Source organism: Roseovarius sp. MBR-6, from assembly GCF_040547525.1.
Lineage (GTDB): Bacteria > Pseudomonadota > Alphaproteobacteria > Rhodobacterales > Rhodobacteraceae > Roseovarius.
On sequence record NZ_JBEPPW010000002.1, the window covers coordinates 74331 to 95393 of the forward strand.

Annotated in this window: 23 protein-coding genes; 9 read left to right on the plus strand and 14 right to left on the minus strand. The window is 67.9% G+C overall.

Going from position 1 to position 21063, the window contains the following annotated elements; all coding sequences use genetic code 11:
- Window position 1: 1 nt before the first annotated feature.
- Together hisD and ABIE57_RS02650 are read right to left on the minus strand one after the other, a co-directional pair.
- The gene (gene hisD, locus ABIE57_RS02645) at window positions 2–1297 is read right to left on the minus strand and encodes a histidinol dehydrogenase (protein WP_354537448.1); all 1296 of its coding nucleotides are present in this window, start codon (window positions 1295–1297) and stop codon (window positions 2–4) included.
- 175 nt (window positions 1298–1472) lie between these two features.
- Window positions 1473–1916: a low molecular weight protein-tyrosine-phosphatase gene (locus ABIE57_RS02650; RefSeq protein WP_354537449.1), complete on the minus strand. Its 444-nt coding sequence runs from the start codon at window positions 1914–1916 to the stop codon at window positions 1473–1475.
- 39 nt (window positions 1917–1955) lie between these two features.
- On the opposite strand from ABIE57_RS02650, the gene ABIE57_RS02655 reads away from it, so the two are divergent.
- A complete protein-coding gene (locus tag ABIE57_RS02655) occupies window positions 1956–2651 on the plus strand; it encodes an NAD-dependent deacylase (protein WP_354537450.1) in 696 nt (231 codons plus the stop codon).
- Here the strand turns inward: ABIE57_RS02655 and ABIE57_RS02660 are convergent.
- From ABIE57_RS02660 to rpmB, 3 genes are read right to left on the minus strand one after another with little or no spacing between them, the layout of a single operon-like run.
- Window positions 2648–3106 (minus strand): copper chaperone PCu(A)C, encoded by a 459-nt coding sequence (locus ABIE57_RS02660; RefSeq protein ID WP_354537451.1) that lies wholly within the window; start codon window positions 3104–3106, stop codon window positions 2648–2650. The genes ABIE57_RS02655 and ABIE57_RS02660 overlap by 4 nt on opposite strands.
- Before the next feature lie 38 nt (window positions 3107–3144).
- Entirely contained in the window at window positions 3145–3576 is a 432-nt protein-coding gene (locus ABIE57_RS02665; RefSeq protein ID WP_354537452.1) for a hypothetical protein, read from the minus strand.
- 16 nt (window positions 3577–3592) lie between these two features.
- Entirely contained in the window at window positions 3593–3883 is a 291-nt protein-coding gene (gene rpmB / locus ABIE57_RS02670) for a 50S ribosomal protein L28 (protein WP_354537453.1), read from the minus strand.
- A 202-nt stretch (window positions 3884–4085) separates the two neighbouring features.
- On the opposite strand from rpmB, the gene ABIE57_RS02675 reads away from it, so the two are divergent.
- The gene (locus ABIE57_RS02675; protein ID WP_354537454.1) at window positions 4086–4484 is read left to right on the plus strand and encodes a (R)-mandelonitrile lyase; all 399 of its coding nucleotides are present in this window, start codon (window positions 4086–4088) and stop codon (window positions 4482–4484) included.
- Between the two features lie 6 nt (window positions 4485–4490).
- Here ABIE57_RS02675 and ABIE57_RS02680 read toward each other — a convergent pair whose 3' ends face one another.
- From ABIE57_RS02680 to ABIE57_RS02715, 8 genes are all read right to left on the minus strand, one after another.
- Complete coding sequence (locus ABIE57_RS02680) at window positions 4491–5537, minus strand: threonine aldolase family protein (protein WP_354537455.1); 1047 nt, start codon at window positions 5535–5537, stop codon at window positions 4491–4493.
- Window positions 5534–6007 carry a YcgN family cysteine cluster protein gene (locus tag ABIE57_RS02685; RefSeq protein ID WP_354537456.1) on the minus strand — a complete coding sequence of 158 codons (474 nt, stop codon included), beginning with the start codon at window positions 6005–6007 and terminating at the stop codon, window positions 5534–5536. The genes ABIE57_RS02680 and ABIE57_RS02685 overlap by 4 nt, the downstream gene beginning before the upstream one ends.
- Window positions 6004–6942: a bifunctional riboflavin kinase/FAD synthetase gene (locus ABIE57_RS02690; protein ID WP_354537457.1), complete on the minus strand. Its 939-nt coding sequence runs from the start codon at window positions 6940–6942 to the stop codon at window positions 6004–6006. Before ABIE57_RS02690 ends, ABIE57_RS02685 begins: the two co-directional genes overlap by 4 nt.
- Window positions 6943–6962: 20 nt before the next feature.
- Window positions 6963–10313, minus strand: coding sequence for an efflux RND transporter permease subunit (locus tag ABIE57_RS02695; protein ID WP_354537458.1), 3351 nt, complete (start codon window positions 10311–10313; stop codon window positions 6963–6965).
- Window positions 10314–10317: 4 nt separating this feature from the next.
- The gene (locus tag ABIE57_RS02700; RefSeq protein ID WP_354537459.1) at window positions 10318–11658 is read right to left on the minus strand and encodes an efflux RND transporter periplasmic adaptor subunit; all 1341 of its coding nucleotides are present in this window, start codon (window positions 11656–11658) and stop codon (window positions 10318–10320) included.
- Window positions 11659–11760: 102 nt separating this feature from the next.
- On the minus strand, window positions 11761–12303 hold the full coding sequence (gene moaB, locus ABIE57_RS02705) for a molybdenum cofactor biosynthesis protein B (protein WP_354537460.1): 543 nt from the start codon (window positions 12301–12303) through the stop codon (window positions 11761–11763).
- A 4-nt stretch (window positions 12304–12307) separates the two neighbouring features.
- Complete coding sequence (locus ABIE57_RS02710) at window positions 12308–12928, minus strand: LysE family translocator (RefSeq protein ID WP_354537461.1); 621 nt, start codon at window positions 12926–12928, stop codon at window positions 12308–12310.
- The gene (locus tag ABIE57_RS02715; RefSeq protein WP_354537462.1) at window positions 12925–13710 is read right to left on the minus strand and encodes a uracil-DNA glycosylase; all 786 of its coding nucleotides are present in this window, start codon (window positions 13708–13710) and stop codon (window positions 12925–12927) included. Before ABIE57_RS02715 ends, ABIE57_RS02710 begins: the two co-directional genes overlap by 4 nt.
- A 159-nt stretch (window positions 13711–13869) precedes the next feature.
- Between ABIE57_RS02715 and ABIE57_RS02720 the strand changes: the two genes are divergently transcribed.
- The 6 genes from ABIE57_RS02720 (at window position 13870) to plsY (ending at window position 18720) form a co-directional block, all read left to right on the plus strand.
- Entirely contained in the window at window positions 13870–14811 is a 942-nt protein-coding gene (locus tag ABIE57_RS02720; protein WP_354537463.1) for an aspartate carbamoyltransferase catalytic subunit, read from the plus strand.
- A complete protein-coding gene (locus tag ABIE57_RS02725; protein WP_354537464.1) occupies window positions 14808–15323 on the plus strand; it encodes a hypothetical protein in 516 nt (171 codons plus the stop codon). The genes ABIE57_RS02720 and ABIE57_RS02725 overlap by 4 nt, the downstream gene beginning before the upstream one ends.
- Entirely contained in the window at window positions 15320–15766 is a 447-nt protein-coding gene (locus ABIE57_RS02730) for a hypothetical protein (RefSeq protein WP_354537465.1), read from the plus strand. The genes ABIE57_RS02725 and ABIE57_RS02730 overlap by 4 nt, the downstream gene beginning before the upstream one ends.
- Before the next feature lie 97 nt (window positions 15767–15863).
- Window positions 15864–16838: a DUF4268 domain-containing protein gene (locus ABIE57_RS02735; protein WP_354537466.1), complete on the plus strand. Its 975-nt coding sequence runs from the start codon at window positions 15864–15866 to the stop codon at window positions 16836–16838.
- A complete protein-coding gene (pyrC, locus tag ABIE57_RS02740) occupies window positions 16835–18115 on the plus strand; it encodes a dihydroorotase (protein WP_354537467.1) in 1281 nt (426 codons plus the stop codon). The genes ABIE57_RS02735 and pyrC overlap by 4 nt, the downstream gene beginning before the upstream one ends.
- On the plus strand, window positions 18115–18720 hold the full coding sequence (gene plsY / locus ABIE57_RS02745) for a glycerol-3-phosphate 1-O-acyltransferase PlsY (protein WP_354537468.1): 606 nt from the start codon (window positions 18115–18117) through the stop codon (window positions 18718–18720). The genes pyrC and plsY overlap by 1 nt, the downstream gene beginning before the upstream one ends.
- A 23-nt stretch (window positions 18721–18743) precedes the next feature.
- On the opposite strand, the gene ABIE57_RS02750 is transcribed toward plsY, so the two are convergent.
- Window positions 18744–20033: an NAD(P)H-dependent oxidoreductase gene (locus ABIE57_RS02750; RefSeq protein WP_354537469.1), complete on the minus strand. Its 1290-nt coding sequence runs from the start codon at window positions 20031–20033 to the stop codon at window positions 18744–18746.
- A gap of 189 nt (window positions 20034–20222) precedes the next feature.
- Here ABIE57_RS02750 and rpsD point away from each other — a divergent pair, with 189 nt between their 5' ends.
- Window positions 20223–20843, plus strand: a complete 621-nt coding sequence (gene rpsD / locus ABIE57_RS02755) for a 30S ribosomal protein S4 (protein ID WP_354537470.1) — start codon at window positions 20223–20225, stop codon at window positions 20841–20843.
- Window positions 20844–21063 lie beyond the last annotated feature (220 nt).

Genomic DNA, 21063 nt, shown 5'->3' on the forward strand with positions numbered 1-21063 from the left:
CCTAGCCCGTTGAGGAGAGGGCACGACGGCCCGCGCCCATGCGGATATCTGCGCTGCGCGCGTGCCCCTCCATCCCCTCGGCACGGCTCAGCCGCGCCGTCACACCGGCGATTTGGTCAAGCGCCTGAGGCGCGACCTTCTGCCAGGTGACGGTTTTCAGGAACTTGTGCACCGACAGCCCCCCTGTGTAGCGCGCCGCCCCCGAGGTGGGCAAGACATGGTTCGGCCCCGCCGCCTTGTCGCCGAAGGCCACAGTGGTCGCCTCACCGAGAAAGAGCGAGCCATAGGCCGTCAGGCGGCCAAGCCACCAATCGAGACCCTCGGCCTGCACATGCAGGTGCTCGGGCGCGCGGGCATCGGCATGGGCGGCCATCTCCTCGGGCGTATCGCAGAGCACCACCTCCGCCAGATCACGCCAGGCCGCCTGCGCCGCGCTGCGGTTGGGGTCGGGCAGGCTGGCGATGAGGGCGGGCACGCGGGCGATCACCGCTTCGGCAAGCGGGCGATGCGTGGTGGCGAGCCAGACCGGCGAATTGGCCCCGTGCTCCGCCTGCCCCACAAGATCGGCGGCGACGGTCCCGGGATCGGCGCTGTCATCTGCAAGGATCAGGCTGTCGGTGGGCCCCGCCACTATGTCGATGCCGACGGGGCCGAAAAGCTGCCGCTTGGCCTCGGCCACGTAGGCATTGCCGGGACCGACAAGGATATCGGCGCGCGGCGCACCGAAAAGACCAAAGGCCATGGCGGCAATGCCCTGCACCCCGCCCATGCACAGGATGCGCGACGCGCCGGCAAGGTGCATCGTGTAAAGCAGCGCATCGGGGATGCCCGCCCCGCCCGAGGGCGGCGAACAGGCGGTGATGTCGGGCACGCCCGCCGCGCGCGCCGTGGCGATGGACATGAGCGCCGAGGCGATGTGGCTATAGCGCCCGCCCGGCACGTAACACCCCGCCGCCTGCACGGGGATCTGTTTCTGGCCTGCGATCAGGCCGGGGCGCAGCTCGATCTCCATGTCGCGCGCGGTGGCGCGCTGTGCCTCGGCGAAGCGGCGGATGTTGTCATGCGCCCAGGCAATATCCTCCCGCAGGGCCTGCGGCACCCGCGCGCTTGCCGCCTCGATCTCGGCGCGGCTGACGGTGACAGCCCCCTGCCAGCCGTCAAGGACCCGGGCATATTCCAGCGCCACCTGCGCGCCCCCCACCCGCAGCCGCGCCAGCATGATGCGCACCGTGTCGGCGATGTCCGCCGGGGTCTCGGGCGGGGTGTGGGTGGCGGCCTTGAGATAGGTGACGGGCATGGCACAGGCTCCTCTCTCCTATGGATGGAAGGACACAGGCCGCGCGGCAAGCACCTTGCCGCGATCGTGACGGGGTTTTTGCAAGCCGTGAAGCGGGGTTTCGGGAAATCCGAAGTCACCCCCCTGCCCCAAGGCGAGACCAGGATAATTCCCGAATTTTCCTGGTCTCGCCCGGTCAGCACCGGACATCGGCCAGAAGCCCGCGCGCACACGCTTCGATCAGGTCGAGCACGCCCTCGAAATCGCGCGTGTAATAGGGATCGGGCACATGATCCGCGCCCCAATCCGGCGCGTAAGCGTTGAACAGGCGCAAGGGCGTGGTGTTGCCCGCAGGGCGCAGCGCCTCGGTGTCGGCGTGCGTCTCGGCATCCATGGCAAGGATCAGGTCGAACCGCTCGAAATCCTCGGCCCGCACGCGTCGCGCGCGCAGGTCCGAGATGTCGATCCCCCGAGCGCGCAGGGCTTCCTGCATCGCGCCGTAAGGCGGCTCCCCCTCGTGCCAGCCCGAGGTGCCCGCGCTGTCGGTGACGGTCCAGGGGGCAAGCGCGCGAAACACCCCCTCGGCGGCGGGCGAGCGGCAGATATTGCCAAGACAGACGAACAGAATCCGGGTGGTCATGGGGCCTCCGCTTTGCCACAGATAGGGCAGGAGGGCACGATGGAAAAGATCGTCATTCTCACCGGCGCGGGCATTTCCGCCGAGAGCGGGCTTGGCACCTTCCGCGATGCGGGCGGGATCTGGGCGCAGCACCGGATCGAGGACGTGGCCACGCCCGAGGCCTTTGCCCGCAACCCTGCTCTCGTGCACCGGTTCTACAATGCACGCCGTGCGCAGGCGGCGCAGGCGCGGCCCAACGAGGCGCATCTGGCGCTTGCCCGGTTGCAGGCCGAAGCGCGCGCCAAGGTCCTGATCATCACGCAGAACGTGGACGGGTTGCACGAGGCGGCAGGCAACCGCGACGTGATCCACATGCACGGCGAGCTTTCCCGTGCGCTCTGTGCCGTCTGCGGCCATCGCTGGCAGGCCCCGCTGGCCATGTCCACGAGCGACGCCTGCCCGGACTGCGGCGCGCACGCCTGCCGCCCCGATGTGGTCTGGTTCGGCGAAATCCCCTACCGGATGGAGGAGGTCCTGGGCCACCTGTCACAGGCGTCGCTCTTCGCGGCCATCGGCACCTCGGGTCAGGTCTGGCCCGCCGCCGGTTTCGCGCAGGAGGCGGCGCGCGCGGGGGCGCAGTGCATCGAGATCAATCCGGAGCCATCCGCCGTCGCGGGCGATTTCCACACGCGGCGGCAGGGCCCTGCGTCAAGAGAGGTGCCCGGCTGGGTTGCCGGGCTCCTGTCCGACGGTTAGTTGCCGTGCCCGTGCCCTTCGGCCTTGCGCGTGAGGTCCACGGGAACATCGACGGTGATCTCGCCGGATTTCTCGAAGATCAGGGTGAGCGGAATTTCCTTGCCCTGCTCGAAGCTCTCGGTCAGCCCCATGAACATCACATGGCTCCCGCCGCGTTGCAGCACCAGGGTTTCCCCGGCGGGCAGATCGAAGCCCTCTTCGACATGAACCATTTTCATCACGCCCCCGTCCTCACGATGCGTATGGAGTTGGGCCATTTTCGCGACGGGGGATTTCGCGCCGATCAGCCGGTCACCGGCATCGCCGATATTCTCGATCAGCATGAAGGCCGCGCCGGTCTTGGCCATCGGGCTGGCGGCGCGGGCATAGGTGTCAAGGATGTGGATTTCCTGCGCAAGGGCAGGCGTGGCAAGGGCAAGGCCGAGCGTGGCGGCAAGACTGAGTTTCAGGGACATGATGTCGCTCCTTTGGGTCTGATGATGAGAGAAGAGGATCAGGCCTGTCGGGGCGGCGCGCGCGCGCGCAACGGGGGCGGGAGCAACGGGATCACATGGGCCGCCCCGGCAAACGGATAGCGCGCGAAGGTCACGGCCGGGTGCGGCGCGGGCAGCGGATCGCGCGGGGTGGTGGCGTGAAAGGCCAGAAGGCACTCGGGGCAGATATGCGGCGGGGCCACGGGCGCACCCTGGGCATCGACGAGGACGGTGCGGGTGCCCTCCCCGGTGCAGAGCACGACCTCGCCCACGGGCAGCGGCGTGCCCCGCGCCACGGCCAGCGTGACACTGGTCAGCGCCAGAAAGAGGCAGAGGCCGAGGGCCGTGAGGGGGCGCAAGCGGATCATCGCGACAGGTATAGGCCCGCGCGTGGCGCACTGCCAAGCGACAAAACGAAACAGCCCCGCCGCAGCGCGGCAGGGCTGTGTCATGACGTGCCGGGCGCGATCAGGCGGTGGCGGCCTGCGCCTTGGCAATCTCTTTCTTGACCTTCAGCGCGGAGGCCGACAGTTCGTCGTCCTTGGCCTTGGCAAGGAAGGCGTCGAGCCCGCCGCGATGATCGACGCTGCGCAGGGCATGGGCCGAGATCCGCAGTTTGATACCGCGATTCAGGGTCTCGGATTGCAGCGTCACATCGTTGAGGTTCGGCAGATACCGACGACGTGTCTTGTTGTTGGCATGGCTGGAGTTGTTGCCCGTCATCGGGCCTTTTCCGGTCAGTTCGCAGCGGCGCGACATGGGGTCATCCTCGTCCTGGGGTGAGGGCGCGTGCAGGCCCTTCTTAACACAAACGGGCACCGCCACAGGCAGCGCCCCGAATTCCGTCAGCGGTCTTTAGGCGCAAAGCCGGGGGGCGTCAAGGGATTCGGGCGTGAAATACGCGCATTGCATCGGCGCGCCCGCGCTCTAGGATCGCCACATATCCACAGTGGAGAGAGCCATGGAAATCATCAGGACCGAAAGCGTCGCCAGCCGCCTTGCCGAACCGGCCTATTTCACGGGCAGGGTCTGGCAGGAGGTGGTGAGCGCGCCCCCCGCCCCCGCACGGGTGCGGGCGCTGCGGGTCACGTTCGAGCCGGGCGCGCGCACCGCCTGGCACACGCATCCTCTGGGCCAGACGCTGCATGTCGTCTCGGGCTTCGGGCTGATCGGCACGCGGGGCGGTCCGGTGGAGGTGATCCGCGCGGGCGACACGGTCTGGATTCCGCCCGGCGAAGAGCACTGGCACGGCGCGGCACCTGACCGGATGATGTGCCATCTGGCGATCCAGGAGGCCGAGGACGGGCGCACGGCGGACTGGCTCGCCCATGTCACCGATGCGGAATACGGCGCGGCCTGAGCTCTTTCAGCCGCGCAGAAGCGCCAGAAACCGGTCGATGGTCTCTTCGGTGATCGACCAGTCGCAGACGAATCGCGCGAGAAGCGGCGTGTCGCCGGGGCCCTCGTCGAGCGGCCCTTCATAGAGCGCATAGGTGGCCCCCGCTGCGCGCAGCCGCCGGTGGGTGGCGCGCGGCAGGCGGGCAAAGATCATGTTGACCTCCGGCTCATAGGCGAAATCGACCTCGGCCACCCCGCGCAGCCCCTCGGCCAGATAGGCGGCGCGGGCATTGGCGGTGCGGGCGGCGTCCAGCCAGGTGTCGCCTTCGAGAAAGCCCAGCATCTGCGCCGACAGGAACCGGTGCTTGGAGAAGAGATGCGCCGAGCGTTTGCGGCGCAGCTCGAACTCCCAGGCGTTCTCGGGCGAGAAGAAGATCACCGCCTCGACCCCCAGACAGCCGTTCTTGGTGCCGCCAAAGCTGACCGCGTCGATCCCCGCGCGCCAGCTCATCTCGGCAGGGGTGCAGCCGAGCGCGGCGATGGCATTGGCAAAGCGCGCGCCATCAAGATGGGTGGGCATCGCGTGCGCGCGCGCCACGTCGCAAAGGGCGGCGATCTCGGCGCAGCTATAAAGCCGCCCGCGTTCCGTCGCCTGCGTGAGCGCAAGCGGCCCGTATTGCGGCGCGTGCACGTCACCGGCGGGCCAGGCGGCGATGGCGGCCTGCAACTCGGCGGGCGTCATCTTGTCGGCCGCGCCCACAAGGCTGAGCTTCGCGCCGCCGGTAAAGAATTCGGGAGCGTTGCACTCGTCCACATGGATATGCGCGAGCGGCGTGCAGAACACCGTCTGCCAGGGCTGCGACAGCGTGGCAAGGCCAAGCGCGTTGGCCGCCGTGCCGGTGCCGACAAGGTAGACGCTGGCCCTGGGGGCCTCGAACAGCTCGCGCAGCCGGTCGCGGACCCGGTCCATCAGCGCGTCCTCGCCGTAAGAGGGCATGAAGCCTTCATTGGCGGCGATCATGGCATCCATGACCTGCGGCAGGGCGGGGCCTGCATTGTCGGAGGCGAAATTCATGGGATTGGCTCCTCGATGATGTGGTCTTCCCAGTCCTCTTCGGGGACTTCGTGTTCGGGCAGGGTGCGGTGCTGCATCGACACGCCCGCATCATGCACGCTCTGCGCGGTGCCCGAAATCAGCGGGTGCCAGTCATAAAGCCGCCTGCCCTGATGGAGCAGTTTGTAGGCGCAGGTCTCGGGCAGCCAATAGGCGTGGCGCTCGATGGTGTGGGGCTTCAATGAGATACATTCCGGCACGAACTGATGGCGGATCGGATATTGCCCGCAGCGGCAGGTGGTATCGTCGAAGAGGCGGCAGGCGACGCGGGTGAATGCAACCTCGCCGGTCTCGTCATCCTCAAGCTTGTTCATGCAGCATTTGCCGCATCCGTCGCAAAGCGCCTCCCATTCCGCCTGCGTCATGCGGGCAAGCGGCACCGTCTCCCAGTAGCGGGGCCGGAGGCCGCTGCGGTCGATGGGATCGCTCATATCGTGGCCAATATGCTGCGAGCGCGGGCGCAATCGGCATCCATCTGCGCGATGAACGCCTCCAGGCTCGGGAATGTCTCCTCAGCGCGCAGATAGTCGACAAGGCCCACCGAGAGATGCGCGCCATAGAGATCGCCCGAGAAATCGAAAAGAAATGTCTCCAGATTGGCCGCCTCGCCCTTGAACATCGGCCGCACGCCAAGCGAGGCCGCGCCGTGATACTGCCCCTTGTGCGGCCCGTCGAGCACATCGGCAAGCACCGCATAGACGCCGAATTTGGGCGGGTGCAGACCGGCGATGGACATGTTGGCAGTGGGATAGCCAAGCGTGCGCCCGCGCCGTTCGCCGCCCACCACCGGCCCTTCGATGCGGTGCCAGTGACCCAGCATGGCGGCGGCGTCGCGCGGGCGGCCTTCTCCGAGTGCGGCCCGGATCGCGGTCGAGGAGACCTGCCCGCCCTCGCCCTCCAGCAGCGTGGCGACGGTCACGCCAAAGCCCATTTCCGCGCCGAAATCGCGCAGCATCGCGGCATTGCCCGCCCGCCCCTTGCCAAAGCAGAAATCCGCGCCCACGACCGCATGGGCAATGCCAAGCCCGTCGGCCAGCACCTCCTGCGCGAAGGCGCGGGGAGAGAGCGCCGCCATGGCGGCGTTGAAGCTCAACTCATAGAGCCACTCGACCCCCAGCTTTTCCAGCCGGTGCGCGCGCGCCTCGGCGCTCATCAGCCGGAAGGGCGGCGCGTCGGGGGCGAAATACTCGCGCGGGTGCGGCTCGAAGGTCAGGATGCCGAGCGGCGCGCCAACGGCCGCGCCCGCCTTGCGCGCAAGCTCGATCACCGAGCGGTGGCCAATATGCACCCCGTCGAAATTGCCGATGGCAACCGAGGCACCCCGATCGGTGCCTGTGGCAAAGCTGTGGTCGCGCAGGATCCGCATGATCGAGGGGTAGCGCCGGATCAGGACCGGCGCAAGACCGATCCGGGGAGAAGCGCGATGCCCGCCGCGAGGAGCGCCAGCAGCACCGCCGCACCGGTGACGAAGAGGGCCAGCGCCCCCGCCAGCGGCGAGAGCGGCAAGACTGCGAGCGCCTCGGGCAAGCCACCCGTGAGCAGAACCGGGCCAAGCGTGACGGCGAACCACAGCGCCAGCCCCGCCGCCGCCCCGCGCAGCACCAAAGCCGCCCCCGGCACCCGCCAGCCCCGGCGCAGCGCCGCCCATGGCCGCGCCAGATCGCGCCCGATGGCCAGAAGTGCCGGCACCACCAGCAACACCAGCACCATGCCGAAGCCCAGACCGTAAACAAGCGTGATCACCGTCGGCTTGAGGAATTGCGCCTGTGTCGAGCGCTCGAAGAGAAGCGGCGCCAGCCCCAGCACCGTGGTCAGCGTGGTCAGCAGAACGGGGCGCAGCCGGTCCGCCGCCCCCTCGATGATGGCGGGGATCAGGCCACGGCCCTTCGCATGGTCGTCGATCGAGGTCACAAGCACGATGGAATCGTTGATGATGATGCCGGTCATCCCCAGAAGCCCCACCACCGAGAACATCGACAGCGGCACATCCCACTGGATATGCCCCCAGATCGCGCCCACAAGGCCGAAGGGGATGACCGCCATCACCACCATGGGCCGCGTCCAGCTTGCAAAGACCAGCGACAGCACGAGATAGATGCCCAGAAGCGTCAGCATCAGGCCAAGCCGTGCGTCCGACAGGAACTCGTTTTCCTGCTCCGAGAGCCCCCCAATGCGGTATTCCACCTGATAGGTGCCCGCGATCTCGGGCAGGATCTCGGCCTCGAGCACGCGCATGATCTCGGCGGCGCGCTCGGGGTCGTCCTCGGAGATGTCGCCGGTCACGTTGACATGGCGCAGCCCGTTCTCGCGCCGAACGGTGGCAAAGCCGGTGCGCGTGGTGACATGGACGATATCGGCAAGCGGCACGTAATAACCGCTGGTGCTGCGCAATTGCATCGTGTCGAGGAAATCCGCCGAGAGGTCCGCCTCGGGCAGTTCCACCCGGATCGCGGCAGAGCGCGGCCCGTCCGGGTAGGTGGCGGCCTCGATGCCGTTCACGCGGTTGCGCAGGGTGCGGCCCAACTCGTCGATGCTGAACCCGAGCGCCTGCCCGTGAGGGGTGAGTTCCAGCACCAGTTCGGCCTTGTCCCAGGCCAGGTTGTCCTCCAGCGCCGAGACCTCGGGGTAGCGCGCGAGCCGGGTCTTGAGTGCCTCGGCAGCGGATTTGAGCACCTCCGCCTCGGCCCCGTAAAGGGCGATGTCGAGCGCGTCGCCGCCGGGGCCCGAGCGCGCGCCGCGAAAGCTCAGCTCTTCGGTGAGCGGCAGGCGCGGCACACGATCCTGAAGGTCGGCGACGAAGGCAAAGCTGGAATAGGGGCGAAGATCGGGGTCGATCAGCTCAATGGATATACCCCCCACCAGATCGGCGTCGCGGGTGTCGGTCCCGGCCATGCCGCGCCCCGCGGCCCCACCCACCTGCGCCATGACATGCTCGACGGGGTTGAGACCGTGTTCGGCCTCATACGCCGCCCCGAGCGCCAGCACCGCCTCTTGCAGCGCGCGCATCTGCGCCACCGCATCCGCACGCGTGGCCCCCGGCACCATGGCAAAATTACCCGTCACGCTGCCCTGTTCGGGCGCGTTGAAGAACCGCCAGGTCACATCGCCGCGCAGGAACGCCCCCACTTGCAGCGCCAGAAGCAGGATCGCCCCGGCAATGACCGCATAGCGCGCGCGGATCACCAGCGCCATGAGCGGGCGAAAGGCCCGGTCGCGAAAGGCTCCGAAGCCGCGATTGACCACGCGGCTTGGCCAGTCATACCAATGCTCCCTGGCGGAATGCGCAAGGGCATGGGCCATGTGGTTGGGCAGGATCAGGAAACATTCCACAAGGCTGGCCGCCAGCACGGCGATGACCGTGAAGGGAATGTCATAGATCAGGCTTCCGAACTGCCCGCCGATCACCGCCAGCCCGAAAAACGCAATCAGCGTGGTCAGCGTGGCCGAAAAGACCGGCAGCGCCATGCGCCCCGCGGCGCGTTCGGCGGCGACCATCGGCGGCTCGCCCAGCTTGCGGTGGCGCGCATCGGCATGTTCGCCCACCACGATGGCATCATCCACGACGATCCCCAGCGTGATGATCAGCGCGAACAGCGAGATCATGTTGAGCGTGAGACCGGCGGCATACATGATCGCCAGCGCGGCCAGCATCGCCACCGGAATCCCCGCCGCCACCCAGAAGGCGGTGCGCGCGTTGAGAAAGAGAAAGAGCAGCCCGACGACAAGCGCCAGACCCATGGCGGCATTGTCGAGCAGCATGGCGATACGGCCCGAAATCGCCTCGGCGCGGGTGCGCACGAGGCCGATCTCCACCCCTTCGGGCAGGGCGCGCAGCATCTCGGCGGCGACCTCCTCGACCTGTGCCTGAATGCGCAGCGCATCGCCTTGCGCCGAGCGGCTGATCTGCACGGTGATGGCGGGGCGGTCGCCCACGAAATAGGCCAGCCCCCGGTCCACCGCGCCGCCGCGCACCGAGGCCACATCGCCGATGGTCAGCGCGCTGCCGTCGGGGTTGAGGCGCAGCGGAATGGCGGCGATCTCGGGCGCGCCGCGCGTGGCGGTGCCGGTGCGCAGCCGCGCATTGGCACCGGTCACATCGCCCGCCGGGTCGGCATCGACGCGCGCGGCGATGGCCGCGGCGATCTGGGCCATGGTCACGTCATGGGCGATGAGCGCGCGGGCGGGCACCTCGACCAGCGTTTCGGGCGCGGCGACACCCTGAATGGTGGCGCGGGTGACGCCAACGGCGAAAAGACGGGCCACGAATTCATCGGCGATGCGCGCCAGTTGCTGTGCCTCCATCGGCCCGGTGATGACCACATCCGTCACCCGGTCAAGCCAGGCTCCGCGCCGCACCACCGGTTCCTCGGCCTCCTCGGGCAATGTGGTGATCTGGTCGAGCGCGGCCTGAACCTCGTCGGCGGCGCGGCCGATGTCCCAGCCCGGCTCGAACTCGAGCACGATGCTGGCGCTTTGCTCGCGCGAGGTGCTGCGCGCCCGCGTCACCCCCTCGACCGACAAGAGCGCGGGCTCGGCAAGCTGGACGATGGCGCTGTCCACGTCCTCGGCGCTCGCCCCCTCCCAGGTGATCGAGACGGTGACATTGTCGACCACCACATCGGGAAAGAATTGCGCCCGCATCTTGGGCAGGGACAGAAGGCCAAGCGCCACCAGCACCACCAGAAGCAGGTTGGCCGCCGTGCGGTGGCGCGTGAAATACGACAGGATGCCCGCCACCCGGCTATCCCCCCATCCGGGGCTCGCGGCGCGCGGCGCTGCTGGCCGCGCCCTCTTCCGCCCCTGACGTGGCGGCCTCGGACGTGAGGCGGCGCACCTTGAGACCCGCACCGAGGGCAGGGCTGCGCTCGGTCACGATCTCGCGGCCCGCGACGTCCCCGGCGCGCACAAGCACGTCATTGCCCTGACGCCGCAACAGCGTCACCGGCACCCGTTCCAGCCGGTCATCGGCACCGAGCGCCAGCACAGCGCCATCGGGGCCAAGCGCCGAGGCAGGCAGGCGCGCGACATCCCCAAGCGGTGGCTCTTTCACGGTGACGGTCACGAAATCGCCCGGCTTCATCGCGGGCGCGTCATCGAGCGTGGCAAAGATCATGCGCCCGCTTTCGCCCTCGGCCAGCGCTGCGGCCTCGCGCGCGACGCGCCCTGTGGCTGTGATCCGCGCCGCGCCGCTCTCGAGCGTGACGGTGACGGGGGCGGGACGCAGCGCGCCGCTCTTGTCGATCAACTCGGCATATTGCGCGTTGGAGACGCGAAACGCCACGTCGAGCGCGCGCCCGTCCACCAGAAGCGCAAGCTGTTCATTGGCCGAGACAAGGCGGCCCGCGACCACGCTCACCTCGCTCAGCGTGCCCGAAAATCCGGCGGTGATGCGTGTCTCGGCCAGCCGCCGCTCGGCCTCCGACAGGGCAAGCTCTGCGCGGGCGGTGGCGGTGGCGGCCTGATCGATGCGCGCCTCGGCCAGCGCCAGCGCCTGCCGACCGGCCAACACTGCCTGCCGCGCCTGAACGAGGTTGTATTCGGCGGCCTCGATGGCCGTCAGCGTGCCCACGCCGCGCGATTCCAGATCGCGTTGCCGCGCCAGCGCGCGGGTCTGGATCTCGGCCTGTTCCTGCCGTGCGGCCAGTTCGTCATGCGCCAGGTCCAGCGCCCGCACCGCCTCGCGCTCCTCTGCGCGGGCATCGGCCAGATCGGTGCGCGTGCGCGCCAGCGCCGCCCCGGCATCGGCGGGGTCGATGCGCGCCAGAACCTGCCCCGCCGTGACCGTTCCGCCCTCGACGAAGCCCGGCGCAAGCTCGGTGATGACACCCCCCGCCTGCGCCCGGATTTCCAGCGTGCGGCGGCTCTCGATCCGGCCGAAGGCGGTCAGGGTGGGCGTCACGGTCTCGGCCTCGGGCCGGATCACGCGCACGGCAAAGACCCGCTCGCGCCGCTCGGGCACGCGCGCCTCGCGGCCTGCGCGCTCTTCGACGGCAAGGCGCAGGGTCTGGCCCGCATAGGCCAGAAGCCCGAGTGTGACCGAGAGCAGAAAGAGACCGAGAAGCCCCTGACGAAGAAAGCGCATGACGCGGACCCTAGAGACATGGTGCCGGGATGCGGCACCCTCGACAATGTAACCGCGACGGGGCGAAAACCAAGTCACGCCCCTGTAATACGGGCGCGCGCGCTATTTCCGGCGCCGATGCTCGTCGAGACGGGGCATGATCTCGACGAAGTTGCAGGGCAGGTGGCGGTAATCGAGTTGAAGGCGGAGGATCTCGTCCCAGGCATCCTTGCAGGCACCGGGGCTTCCGGGCAGGGCAAAGAGATAGGTGCCGCCCGCCACACCGCCCGTCGCGCGGCTCTGCACCGCCGAAGTGCCGATCTTGCCCATCGAGACCATGGTAAAGACCGTGCCGAAGGCGTCGATCTCCTTCTCGTAGACATCGCGGTGCGCCTCGACGGTCACATCGCGCCCCGTGAGGCCGGTGCCACCGGTCGAGATCACCACATCGACCCCCGGATCGGCGATCCAGTCGCGCAGATGCGCGGCGATCTGGTCACGCTCGTCGCGCACGATCATGCGGTCCACCAGCAGATGCCCCGCCGCCTCGATCCGCTCGGCCAGCACGTCGCCGGAGCGATCCTGCGTCAGGTCGCGCGTGTCCGACACCGTGAGCAGTGCGATACGCACCGGAATGAAATCCTTGGTCTCGTCGATACGCGACATGGGGTCAGGTCCTTTGCATGACGGCCAAACGGATGGCCAAAGCGGTAAAAATCGTGGCCGATGCGATCCCCAGGGCCCGCGCGAGGCGCGGCGAGGTGGCAAGGTGGCGGCCCAGCCCACCGGCAAAGACGCCGACGAGGCCGTTGATGACAAACCCGCCTGCCGCCAGAATGAGCCCGAAAACAAGGAATTGCGGCAGCATCGCGCGCGCGGGATCGACGAATTGCGGCACGAAGGCGAGCACGAAAAGAATGACCTTCGGGTTGAGCAGGTTGACCACCATACCCTCTCGGAACGCGCGGGCCGCGCCCATCGTGCGGGCCTGCGCCCGGATCGGTCCCTGCCGAAGTGCGCCCCGGGCCAGCCACAGAAGATAGGCCACGCCCAGCCAGCGGATAACGTCGAGCGCCAGCGGAAACGCCGCGATCATGGCGGCAAGGCCCAGTCCCGCCAGCGTGACATGCGCCATGCCCCCCGCGGATATGCCCGCGCTTGCGGCGAGGGCCGGGCGCGGGCCCGCCCGCAGGCCGAGACCGAGGCAGAACATCATGTCCGCCCCCGGCGTGAGGTTGAGCGCCAGACCGGCAGGCAGAAAGGCCAAGAGCGTGAACGGATCGACAATCATTCCGCCGCCTTGCCCAGAAGCGATTTGAGAAGAATCAGATCGGCCCATGCCTCGCGCTTGGCCGCCGGATTGCGCAGAAGGTAGGCGGGGTGGAACATCGGCAGGGCGGGTCGGCCGAACGCCTCGGCCCACTGCCCGCGCAGACGGGTGATGCCGCGTCGGTTCAGCCCTGCCTCGCAGCTTATGTTGCCCATGAGGATGAGCAGATCGGGCGCGGCCAGGGCGACATGGCGTGCCACGAAAGGGCGCATCATGGCGATTTCCTCGGGCTGCGGGTCGCGGTTCTGCGGTGGCCGCCAGGGCAGGACATTGGTGATGTAGACGGCGCGCGCCGGGTCCTCGGCATGCCGGTCAAGCCCGATGGCCGCAAGCATCCGGTCGAGCAACTGACCGGCGCGCCCCACGAAGGGGCGGCCCGCGATATCCTCTTCGCGCCCCGGTGCCTCGCCCAGGATCATCACCCGCGCACCGGGGCGGCCATCGGCAAAGACAAGGCTGCGCGCGCCCTGCCGCAAGGGGCAATGCGGCCAGGCGGCCATGGCAGCGCGCAGCGCGTCGAGCGTGGGCGCGGCGCGGGCGGTGGCTTCGGCCTCGGCGACGGGGTCAGTCGCCTGTGGCGCGGGCGCGGAGGATGCACCGGCCGTCCTCGTCGGCGGTTTCGCGGACTTTTCGGGCAGGTCGTAACGGTTGAGCGGCACGTCCCCGATCGCCTCGGTCGCGCCAAGCTCGATCTGCCAGGCGAGGCTCGCCAGCGCCGCCTCCGGGGTCAGGGTCGATTCCATGACCCGAAAGCTACCCCGGGGCGCGGGCGGGCGAAAGGGGCCACGCCGCCGCGCATCCGGCACGCGGGGCTTGAGTATTTGTGGAACAGTGAAGCCGGGCCGTGGCTTGCCGATGCGGGCGCGCGTTTCTATAAGCGAGGGAATTCGCAAGGAGGCGGCATGACCTTTGCCCACGCGCATCTTCTCGGGATCGAGCCGCTCGCGCCCGGCGACATCACCGCCATTCTCGATCTGGCCGAGGACTATGTCACGCTCAACCGCAGCGCGGCCAAGCATGGCGACGCGCTCAGGGGGCTGACGCAGATCAACATGTTCTTCGAGGCCTCGACCCGCACCCAGGCCAGTTTCGAGTTGGCGGGCAAGCGGCTGGGTGCGGATGTGATGAACATGGCGATGCAGGCCAGTTCCCTCAAGAAAGGCGAGACGCTCATTGACACGGCGCTCACGCTCAACGCGATGCATCCCGATCTGCTTGTGGTGCGTCATCCCCATTCCGGCGCGGTCGATCTCCTGGCGCAAAAGGTGCGCTGCGCGGTTCTCAACGCAGGCGACGGCCGGCACGAGCATCCCACGCAGGCGCTGCTTGATGCGCTGACGATCCGGCGCGCCAAGGGGCGGCTGCACCGGCTGAGCATCGCCATTTGCGGCGATATCGCCCATAGCCGGGTAGCGCGGTCGAACATCCTGCTTTTGGGCAAGATGGAGAACCGGGTGCGCCTGATCGGGCCGCCGACGCTGATGCCTGCCGGGATCGCCGAGTTCGGCGTCGAGGTCTTCGACGACATGCGCGCAGGCCTTGAGGGGGTCGATGTGGTGATGATGCTGCGCCTTCAGAAAGAGCGGATGGATGGCGGGTTCATCCCCAGCGAGCGGGAATATTACCATCGCTACGGTCTCGATGCCGAGAAGCTGGCGATTGCGAAACCGGACGCCATCGTGATGCATCCCGGCCCGATGAACCGGGGTGTCGAGATCGACGGCGAGATCGCCGACGACATCAACCGCTCGGTGATCCAGGACCAGGTGGAGATGGGTGTCGCGGTGCGCATGGCGGCCATGGACCTTCTGGCGCAGGGCCTGCGCGCGCGGCGCGCGGCGTGAGCGTCACGCTCGATATCCCGGCGCAGGAAGCGCATGTGCTGCGGGTCTTCGCGGTGATGGACAAGGCGTTGTCCGAACAAGAGGTGGTTTCGGCACTCGGGGCCGACGGGCTGGCCCGTGACGAGATCGAGCTTTTCGACATGGCGGATTTGCAGGATATGACGCTCTCGGCTTACCTCGCCGAGGGGCACGGGATCGGCGAGGCCGAGATCGGGCCGATGCGCGCACAGCTTGACGGGCTGAGCGGGCGCGTCCTCTTGCTGCCGTCGCGCGCCTTTCAGGGCCGCGCGCTGCGGCTCTCGGTGGGGGCGGCGCTGCGCCTTGTGGGGCGGTTCGAGGAAGCGCGCGCGCCGGTGCGATTCGCGCCGTTGCCTGCGGGCGGGGCGGCGGGCGTGACTGGCACCAAGGGCGACGCAAGGCCAGGACGGGCCGCCCGCCTGGCGGCTTTGGTGTTCTTCCTCGGGCTCGCGGTGCTTGCGGCGCTGGTGCTCTGGCTGGCGGAGGGCGCATGAGCGAGGGTCTGATCCATGCCATGACGCCCACCACCGCGCTTGAGGACGGCGAGCGCGTGACCCGGAGTTTTCATCCCGACCGCGCGACCTATTGGCGCGATCATGCCTGGCTGGCGGCGGGGGCGATGGCGCTTGGCATGGCGGTGCTCTGGGCAATCGGCAATCCGCATGTCTGGACCGGCGCTTTGGGGGGGCTTGCGGCGATTGCGGTGCGCGGCTTTTACGTGGCCTCGGATGAATTGAAGGCACGCTGGGATCTGACCGACCGGCGGCTCCTGGGCCCGCAAACCCGCGCGGTGCGTCTGTCGGATATCAAGACCGTGCGCGGTCTGGGCAGTGCCGTGCAGGTGGTGACCGCCTCGGGCGACAAGCATCTGATCAAGTATCAGGCCGATCGCGCCGCAACCGAGGCGCGGATTCGCGCGGCGATGGGGAGGGAATGATGCAGGAACCGAAAGACCCGCGCATGTCCGGCAAGATCGCGATGCTGGCGCTTCTGGTGCTGGTGGCGCTGACCGTGGTGATGGTTTGGCTGGCGGGATGAGCGAACTGGGCAGGCTGCGCAGGGTCGAGTTGCGCGACATCTGGCAATCGGAGGCGCAGGATTTCACGCCTTGGCTGGCGCGCGAGGATAATCTTGCGCTGCTTGGTGAGACCTTGGGTATTGATCTGGAACTTGAGGCGGTGGAGCAGAATGTCGGGCCGTTCCGCGCCGATATCCTTTGCAAGGATACGCTCTCGGATCGCTGGGTGTTGGTCGAGAACCAGTTGGAGCGCACCGATCACACGCATCTGGGGCAGTTGATGACCTATGCGGCGGGGCTTGATGCCGTCACCATCGTCTGGATCGCCGCGCGGGTGGCCGACGAGCACCGCGCGGCGATGGACTGGCTCAACGAGATCACCGATAGCGAGGTGCGCTTCTTCGCGCTGGAGGTGGAGTTGTGGCGCATCGGCGACAGCCCCGCCGCGCCCAAGTTCAACGTGGTGAGCAAGCCGAATGACTGGTCGCGGAGCACAGCCTCGGCCAAACGCTCGGTCGAAGAGGCGCTGACACCGACGCGCGCGCTGCAACAACGATACTGGCAAGGGGTTCAGGCACTTGTCGCCCAGAAGGGCGGCCCGCTGCGCCCGGTCTCGGCCCCAGCGCAATCATGGCTTGTCCACGGGATCGGCAAGACCGGCGTGCTCCTCGGAATGGCCATGAATACGCGGGACAACTGGGTGCGCGTCGAAATCTATCTGACCGGAAAATGGGCAAAGCGGGATTTCGCGGCCCTGCAAGCCAACAAGGATGTGATCGAACAGACATTCGGGACCGCGCTCGACTGGCAAGCCTTGCCGGACAAGCAGGACGCCAGAATATGTCATGCGCTTGATGCAGAGGTTGGTAGTGAGGCCGACTGGTCAGGGCAGCACGAATGGCTTGTTCGTCACGCCATTCGTCTGCATGACACGTTCCGACCCCATGTCGCGCGTCTCTTAAGGCGCATATCTGCCGAGGACGGAGAATGACCACCACCCTTTTCACCAATGCCCGCCTGATCGACCCCGAGGCGGGGACGGATACCCTCGGCTGGCTCCTGGTCCAAAAGGGCGTGATCGCCGCGCGCGGCACCGGCCAAGACATGCCGCAGGCCGAGACCGCAATCGACTGCGGCGGGCAGTGTCTCGCGCCCGGTATCGTCGATATCGGCGTCAAGGTCTGCGAGCCGGGCGAGCGGCACAAGGAGAGCTATCGCTCGGCGGGCCTCGCGGCGGCGGCGGGGGGGGTCACCACCATGGTCACCCGGCCTGACACCACGCCCGCCATCGACACCCCCGAAGTGCTCGAATTCGCCCGCCGCCGCGCCAACGAGGCCGCCCCCGTCACCGTCCTGCCCATGGCCGCGCTCACCAAGGGGCGCGAGGGGCGCGAGATGGTCGAGATCGGCTTTCTGATGGATGCGGGCGCGGTGGCCTTCACCGATTGCGACCACGTGGTGCGCGACACCAAGGTTCTGAGCCGCGCGCTGACCTATGCGCGCAGCCTCGGCGCGCTGGTGATCGGCCATCCACAGGACCCCGGCCTGAGCGCGGGCGCGGCGGCCACCTCCGGCAAATTCGCCAGTCTGCGCGGCCTGCCCGCCGTCTCTCCCATGGCCGAACGGATGGGGCTGGATCGGGACATCGCCCTTCTGGAGATGACGCGCGCGCGCTATCATGCCGATCAGATCACCACCGCGCGTGCCCTGCCAGCCCTGCAAAGGGCCAAACGCAACGGTCTTGATATCACGGCGGGCACATCCATCCATCACCTCACGCTGAACGAGTTGGACGTGTCGGATTACCGCACCTTCTTCAAGGTCAAGCCGCCCCTGCGCTCGGAAGAGGACCGTCAGGCCGTGATCGAGGCGCTGCGCGAGGGGCTGATTGATATCATCAGTTCCATGCACACCCCGCAGGACGAGGAAAGCAAGCGCCTGCCTTTCGAGGAGGCGGCGAGCGGCGCGGTGGCGCTCGAGACGCTGCTGCCCGCAGCACTGCGCCTCTATCATGCCGAGGCGCTCGACCTGCCGACGCTCTGGCGCGCCCTGTCGCTGAACCCGGCAAAGCGGCTCGGCCTTGCCTCGGGGCGGCTCGGCCTCGGCGCGCCCGCCGATCTGGTGCGCTTCGATCCGGGCAAGCCCTTCATCCTCGACCGCTTCGCACTGCGCTCGAAATCCAAGAACACGCCGTTTGACGGCGCGCGCCTGCAAGGTAAGGTCATGGCAACCTATGTCGCTGGCACCTGCGTTTACGAGGCCCCCTGATGCCCCTGATCGAAAGCACCCCCTCGGCCCTCCTGCTCTGGGCGGTGATCGGTTATCTGCTTGGCTCTATCCCCTTCGGCATGGTGCTGGCGCTGCTCATGGGGCTGGGCAATCTGCGCGAGATCGGATCGGGCAATATCGGCGCGACCAACGTGCTGCGCACCGGCAACAAGACGGCGGCCGCGCTCACGCTGCTGCTTGATGGTGGCAAGGGGGCGGTGGCGGTGCTTCTGGCGCGTGCCGTTGCGGGCGAGGATGCGGCGCAAATCGCGGGGTTTGCGGCTTTCCTCGGCCATTGCTACCCGGTCTGGCTGCGCTTTGCCGGGGGCAAGGGCGTGGCGACATTCCTCGGCCTGCTTCTGGCGCTGGCGTGGCCGGTGGGGGTGGCCGCTTGCCTGACATGGCTCGCCACGGCGGTGCTCATGCGGATTTCCTCGCTGGCCGCATTGGTGGCGGCGGTGACGGCCCCGGTGTGGATGCTGATCCTCGGGCAGGGCGGCGCTGTGGTGCTGGCCATCGCGCTGGCGGCGCTCATCCTGTGGCGGCACCGGGGTAATATCGCGCGGCTGCGCGCGGGCACCGAGCCGAGGATCGGGAAGGGCTGAGCCGGGGGCGGCGCTTTGCCGTTTCAGGTGGCGGTCAAACCGCGATAGAGATCGGCCACCGGATCGACCCCAAGCGCCACGTCGTCAAAACTCAGCACAGTGCCGCGCGCCACGTCGCGGCGCATCGCCACCCCATGTGCCAACCCGATCGGAAGCGCCGCGCCCGCCCGCGCCACCGGTTGCGCCTTGCCCCAGGCCGTGTAGCCGCCTTCACCATCAAGGATTTCGCCCATCTTGAGATCGCGCTTGGCCACGGCTGCGACGGTGCCGCGCATCTCGCGTGCCTGGCCCGTGGACTCGCCGCGCAGGGCCGCGCTCAGCACCGAGACCGAGAGTTCCAGCCCGATCAGGTGATAGGGCTTGTGCATCGCGGCAAAGCGCCCGGTGCTGTCCGTGGGCAAGCCGTATTGCCGGAAACAGGCCGCCGCGTAATCGTTCGGGGCCTCGAACACCACGTAGACCCCCCATCGCAGATCGCGGAACACGGGCCGGCCGTCGCGTTCGAGCGATGACACCGTTTCCACCATGCCACGCCCCGCAAGCTGACCGCCAAGGTCGCGCGGGCGCAGCACATGGGCGAGGTCATCGACACCGCAGGGCGGGAAGGCAAGGCCCGCCTCGGGCACGTCGAGACAGCAGGCATTGGCGATGGCGACCATCTCGATGGCGCTCTTGGTGCCGTCGAGAAAGGAGTTGAACATCTGCGGGTTCATCCCCGCCTCTGCGGCCTCTTGCGCCGTCAGCCCGTAATGCGACCACACGTCGTCGGGGGTGACTTCGTGATAGGCGGGCAGGTATTTGGTGCCCTTGCCAGCGGCGGTGACGTGAAAGCCGGTGGCGCGCGCCCAGTCGACCATTTCCGAAACGAGCGCGGGCTGATCGCCGTAAGCCATCGAATAGACCACGCCCGCCGCCCGTGCCTCGGCGGCAAGCGCGGGGCCCACGAGCACATCCGCCTCCACGTTGACCATGACCACATGCTTGGCCGCCGCGATGGCGGCGCGCGCATGGGCGATGCCCGCGCGCGGATGGCCGGTGGCCTCGATCACCACATCCACATCGTCGCGCGCGGCAAGTGCTGCGCCGTCATCAAGAAAGGCGGTCGCCGCCACCCGGCCTTCGTCCCAGCCCACGGTGCGGCAGGCGCGGCGCGCGCGGTCAGGGTCCAGATCGGCGATGGCCGCGACCGCGAGGCCCTTGATCGTCGGCACCTGCGCCAGAAACATCGAGCCGAACTTGCCCGCGCCGATCAAGCCTGCACGCACCGGTGTGCCACGCGCCTCGGCCTCTGCCGCCAGTCTTGCCAGATTCATGCCATCTCTCCATCCCGTGTCGCGCCCATCTGAACACGCGCCGTCGCCCGCGCGCAAGGGACGGTTGACACCACAGGGCGGACATATATAAGCGCGGCTTCATTGGTGTTGGTGGCCCCCGCAAGGGGATGCCTGTCGGGAGCAATCCAGAGGACAACGCCCTTTTGACATATCAGAAGGAGACCAGCCGTGACCAAACGCACGTCTGCCAAGTATAAAATCGACCGCCGCATGGGCGAAAACATCTGGGGCCGGCCGAAATCGCCTGTCAACAAGCGGGAATACGGCCCCGGCCAGCACGGCCAGCGCCGCAAGGCCAAGATTTCCGATTTCGGCCTTCAGCTTCGCGCCAAGCAGAAGCTCAAGGGCTATTATGGCGACCTGACCGAAAAGCAGTTCCGCCGCATCTTTGCCGAGGCCGAGCGCCGCAAGGGCGATACCGGTGAAAATCTGGTGGGCCTGCTGGAGCGCCGCCTCGATGCCGTGGTCTATCGCGCCAAGTTCGTGCCGACCATGTTCGCGGCGCGCCAGTTCGTGAACCACGGCCATGTGACGGTGAACGGTCAGCGCGTCAACATCCCCTCCTACCGCGTGAAAGAGGGGGACGTGATCGAGGTGCGCGACAAGTCGAAACAGATGGCGGTGCTGCTTGAGGCCGTGCAACTGGCCGAGCGCGACGTGCCCGATTACGTCGAGGTCGATCATTCCAAGATGGTCGCCACCTTCGTGCGCCAGCCGGGCCTCTCGGATGTGCCCTATCCGGTGATGATGGAACCGAATCTCGTCATCGAATATTACGCACAGAACTGATCCTGCGGGATCCTCTGTCAGCGACCTGCGAAAGCCGCCTCTCGGGGCGGCTTTTTGCATGGGCGTCAACGCATGACGACTGACGGACAATCCTGCATTTCTTCACCGCTTTGATTGGTCTGCGGAGACAGTGACACGGAAATTCTGCGGCACGGGACCAGATTTGCCCAGATTGCCCGTCATGAAGGGGAAATCGAATTTTGTCGGGTGATCGCGGCTG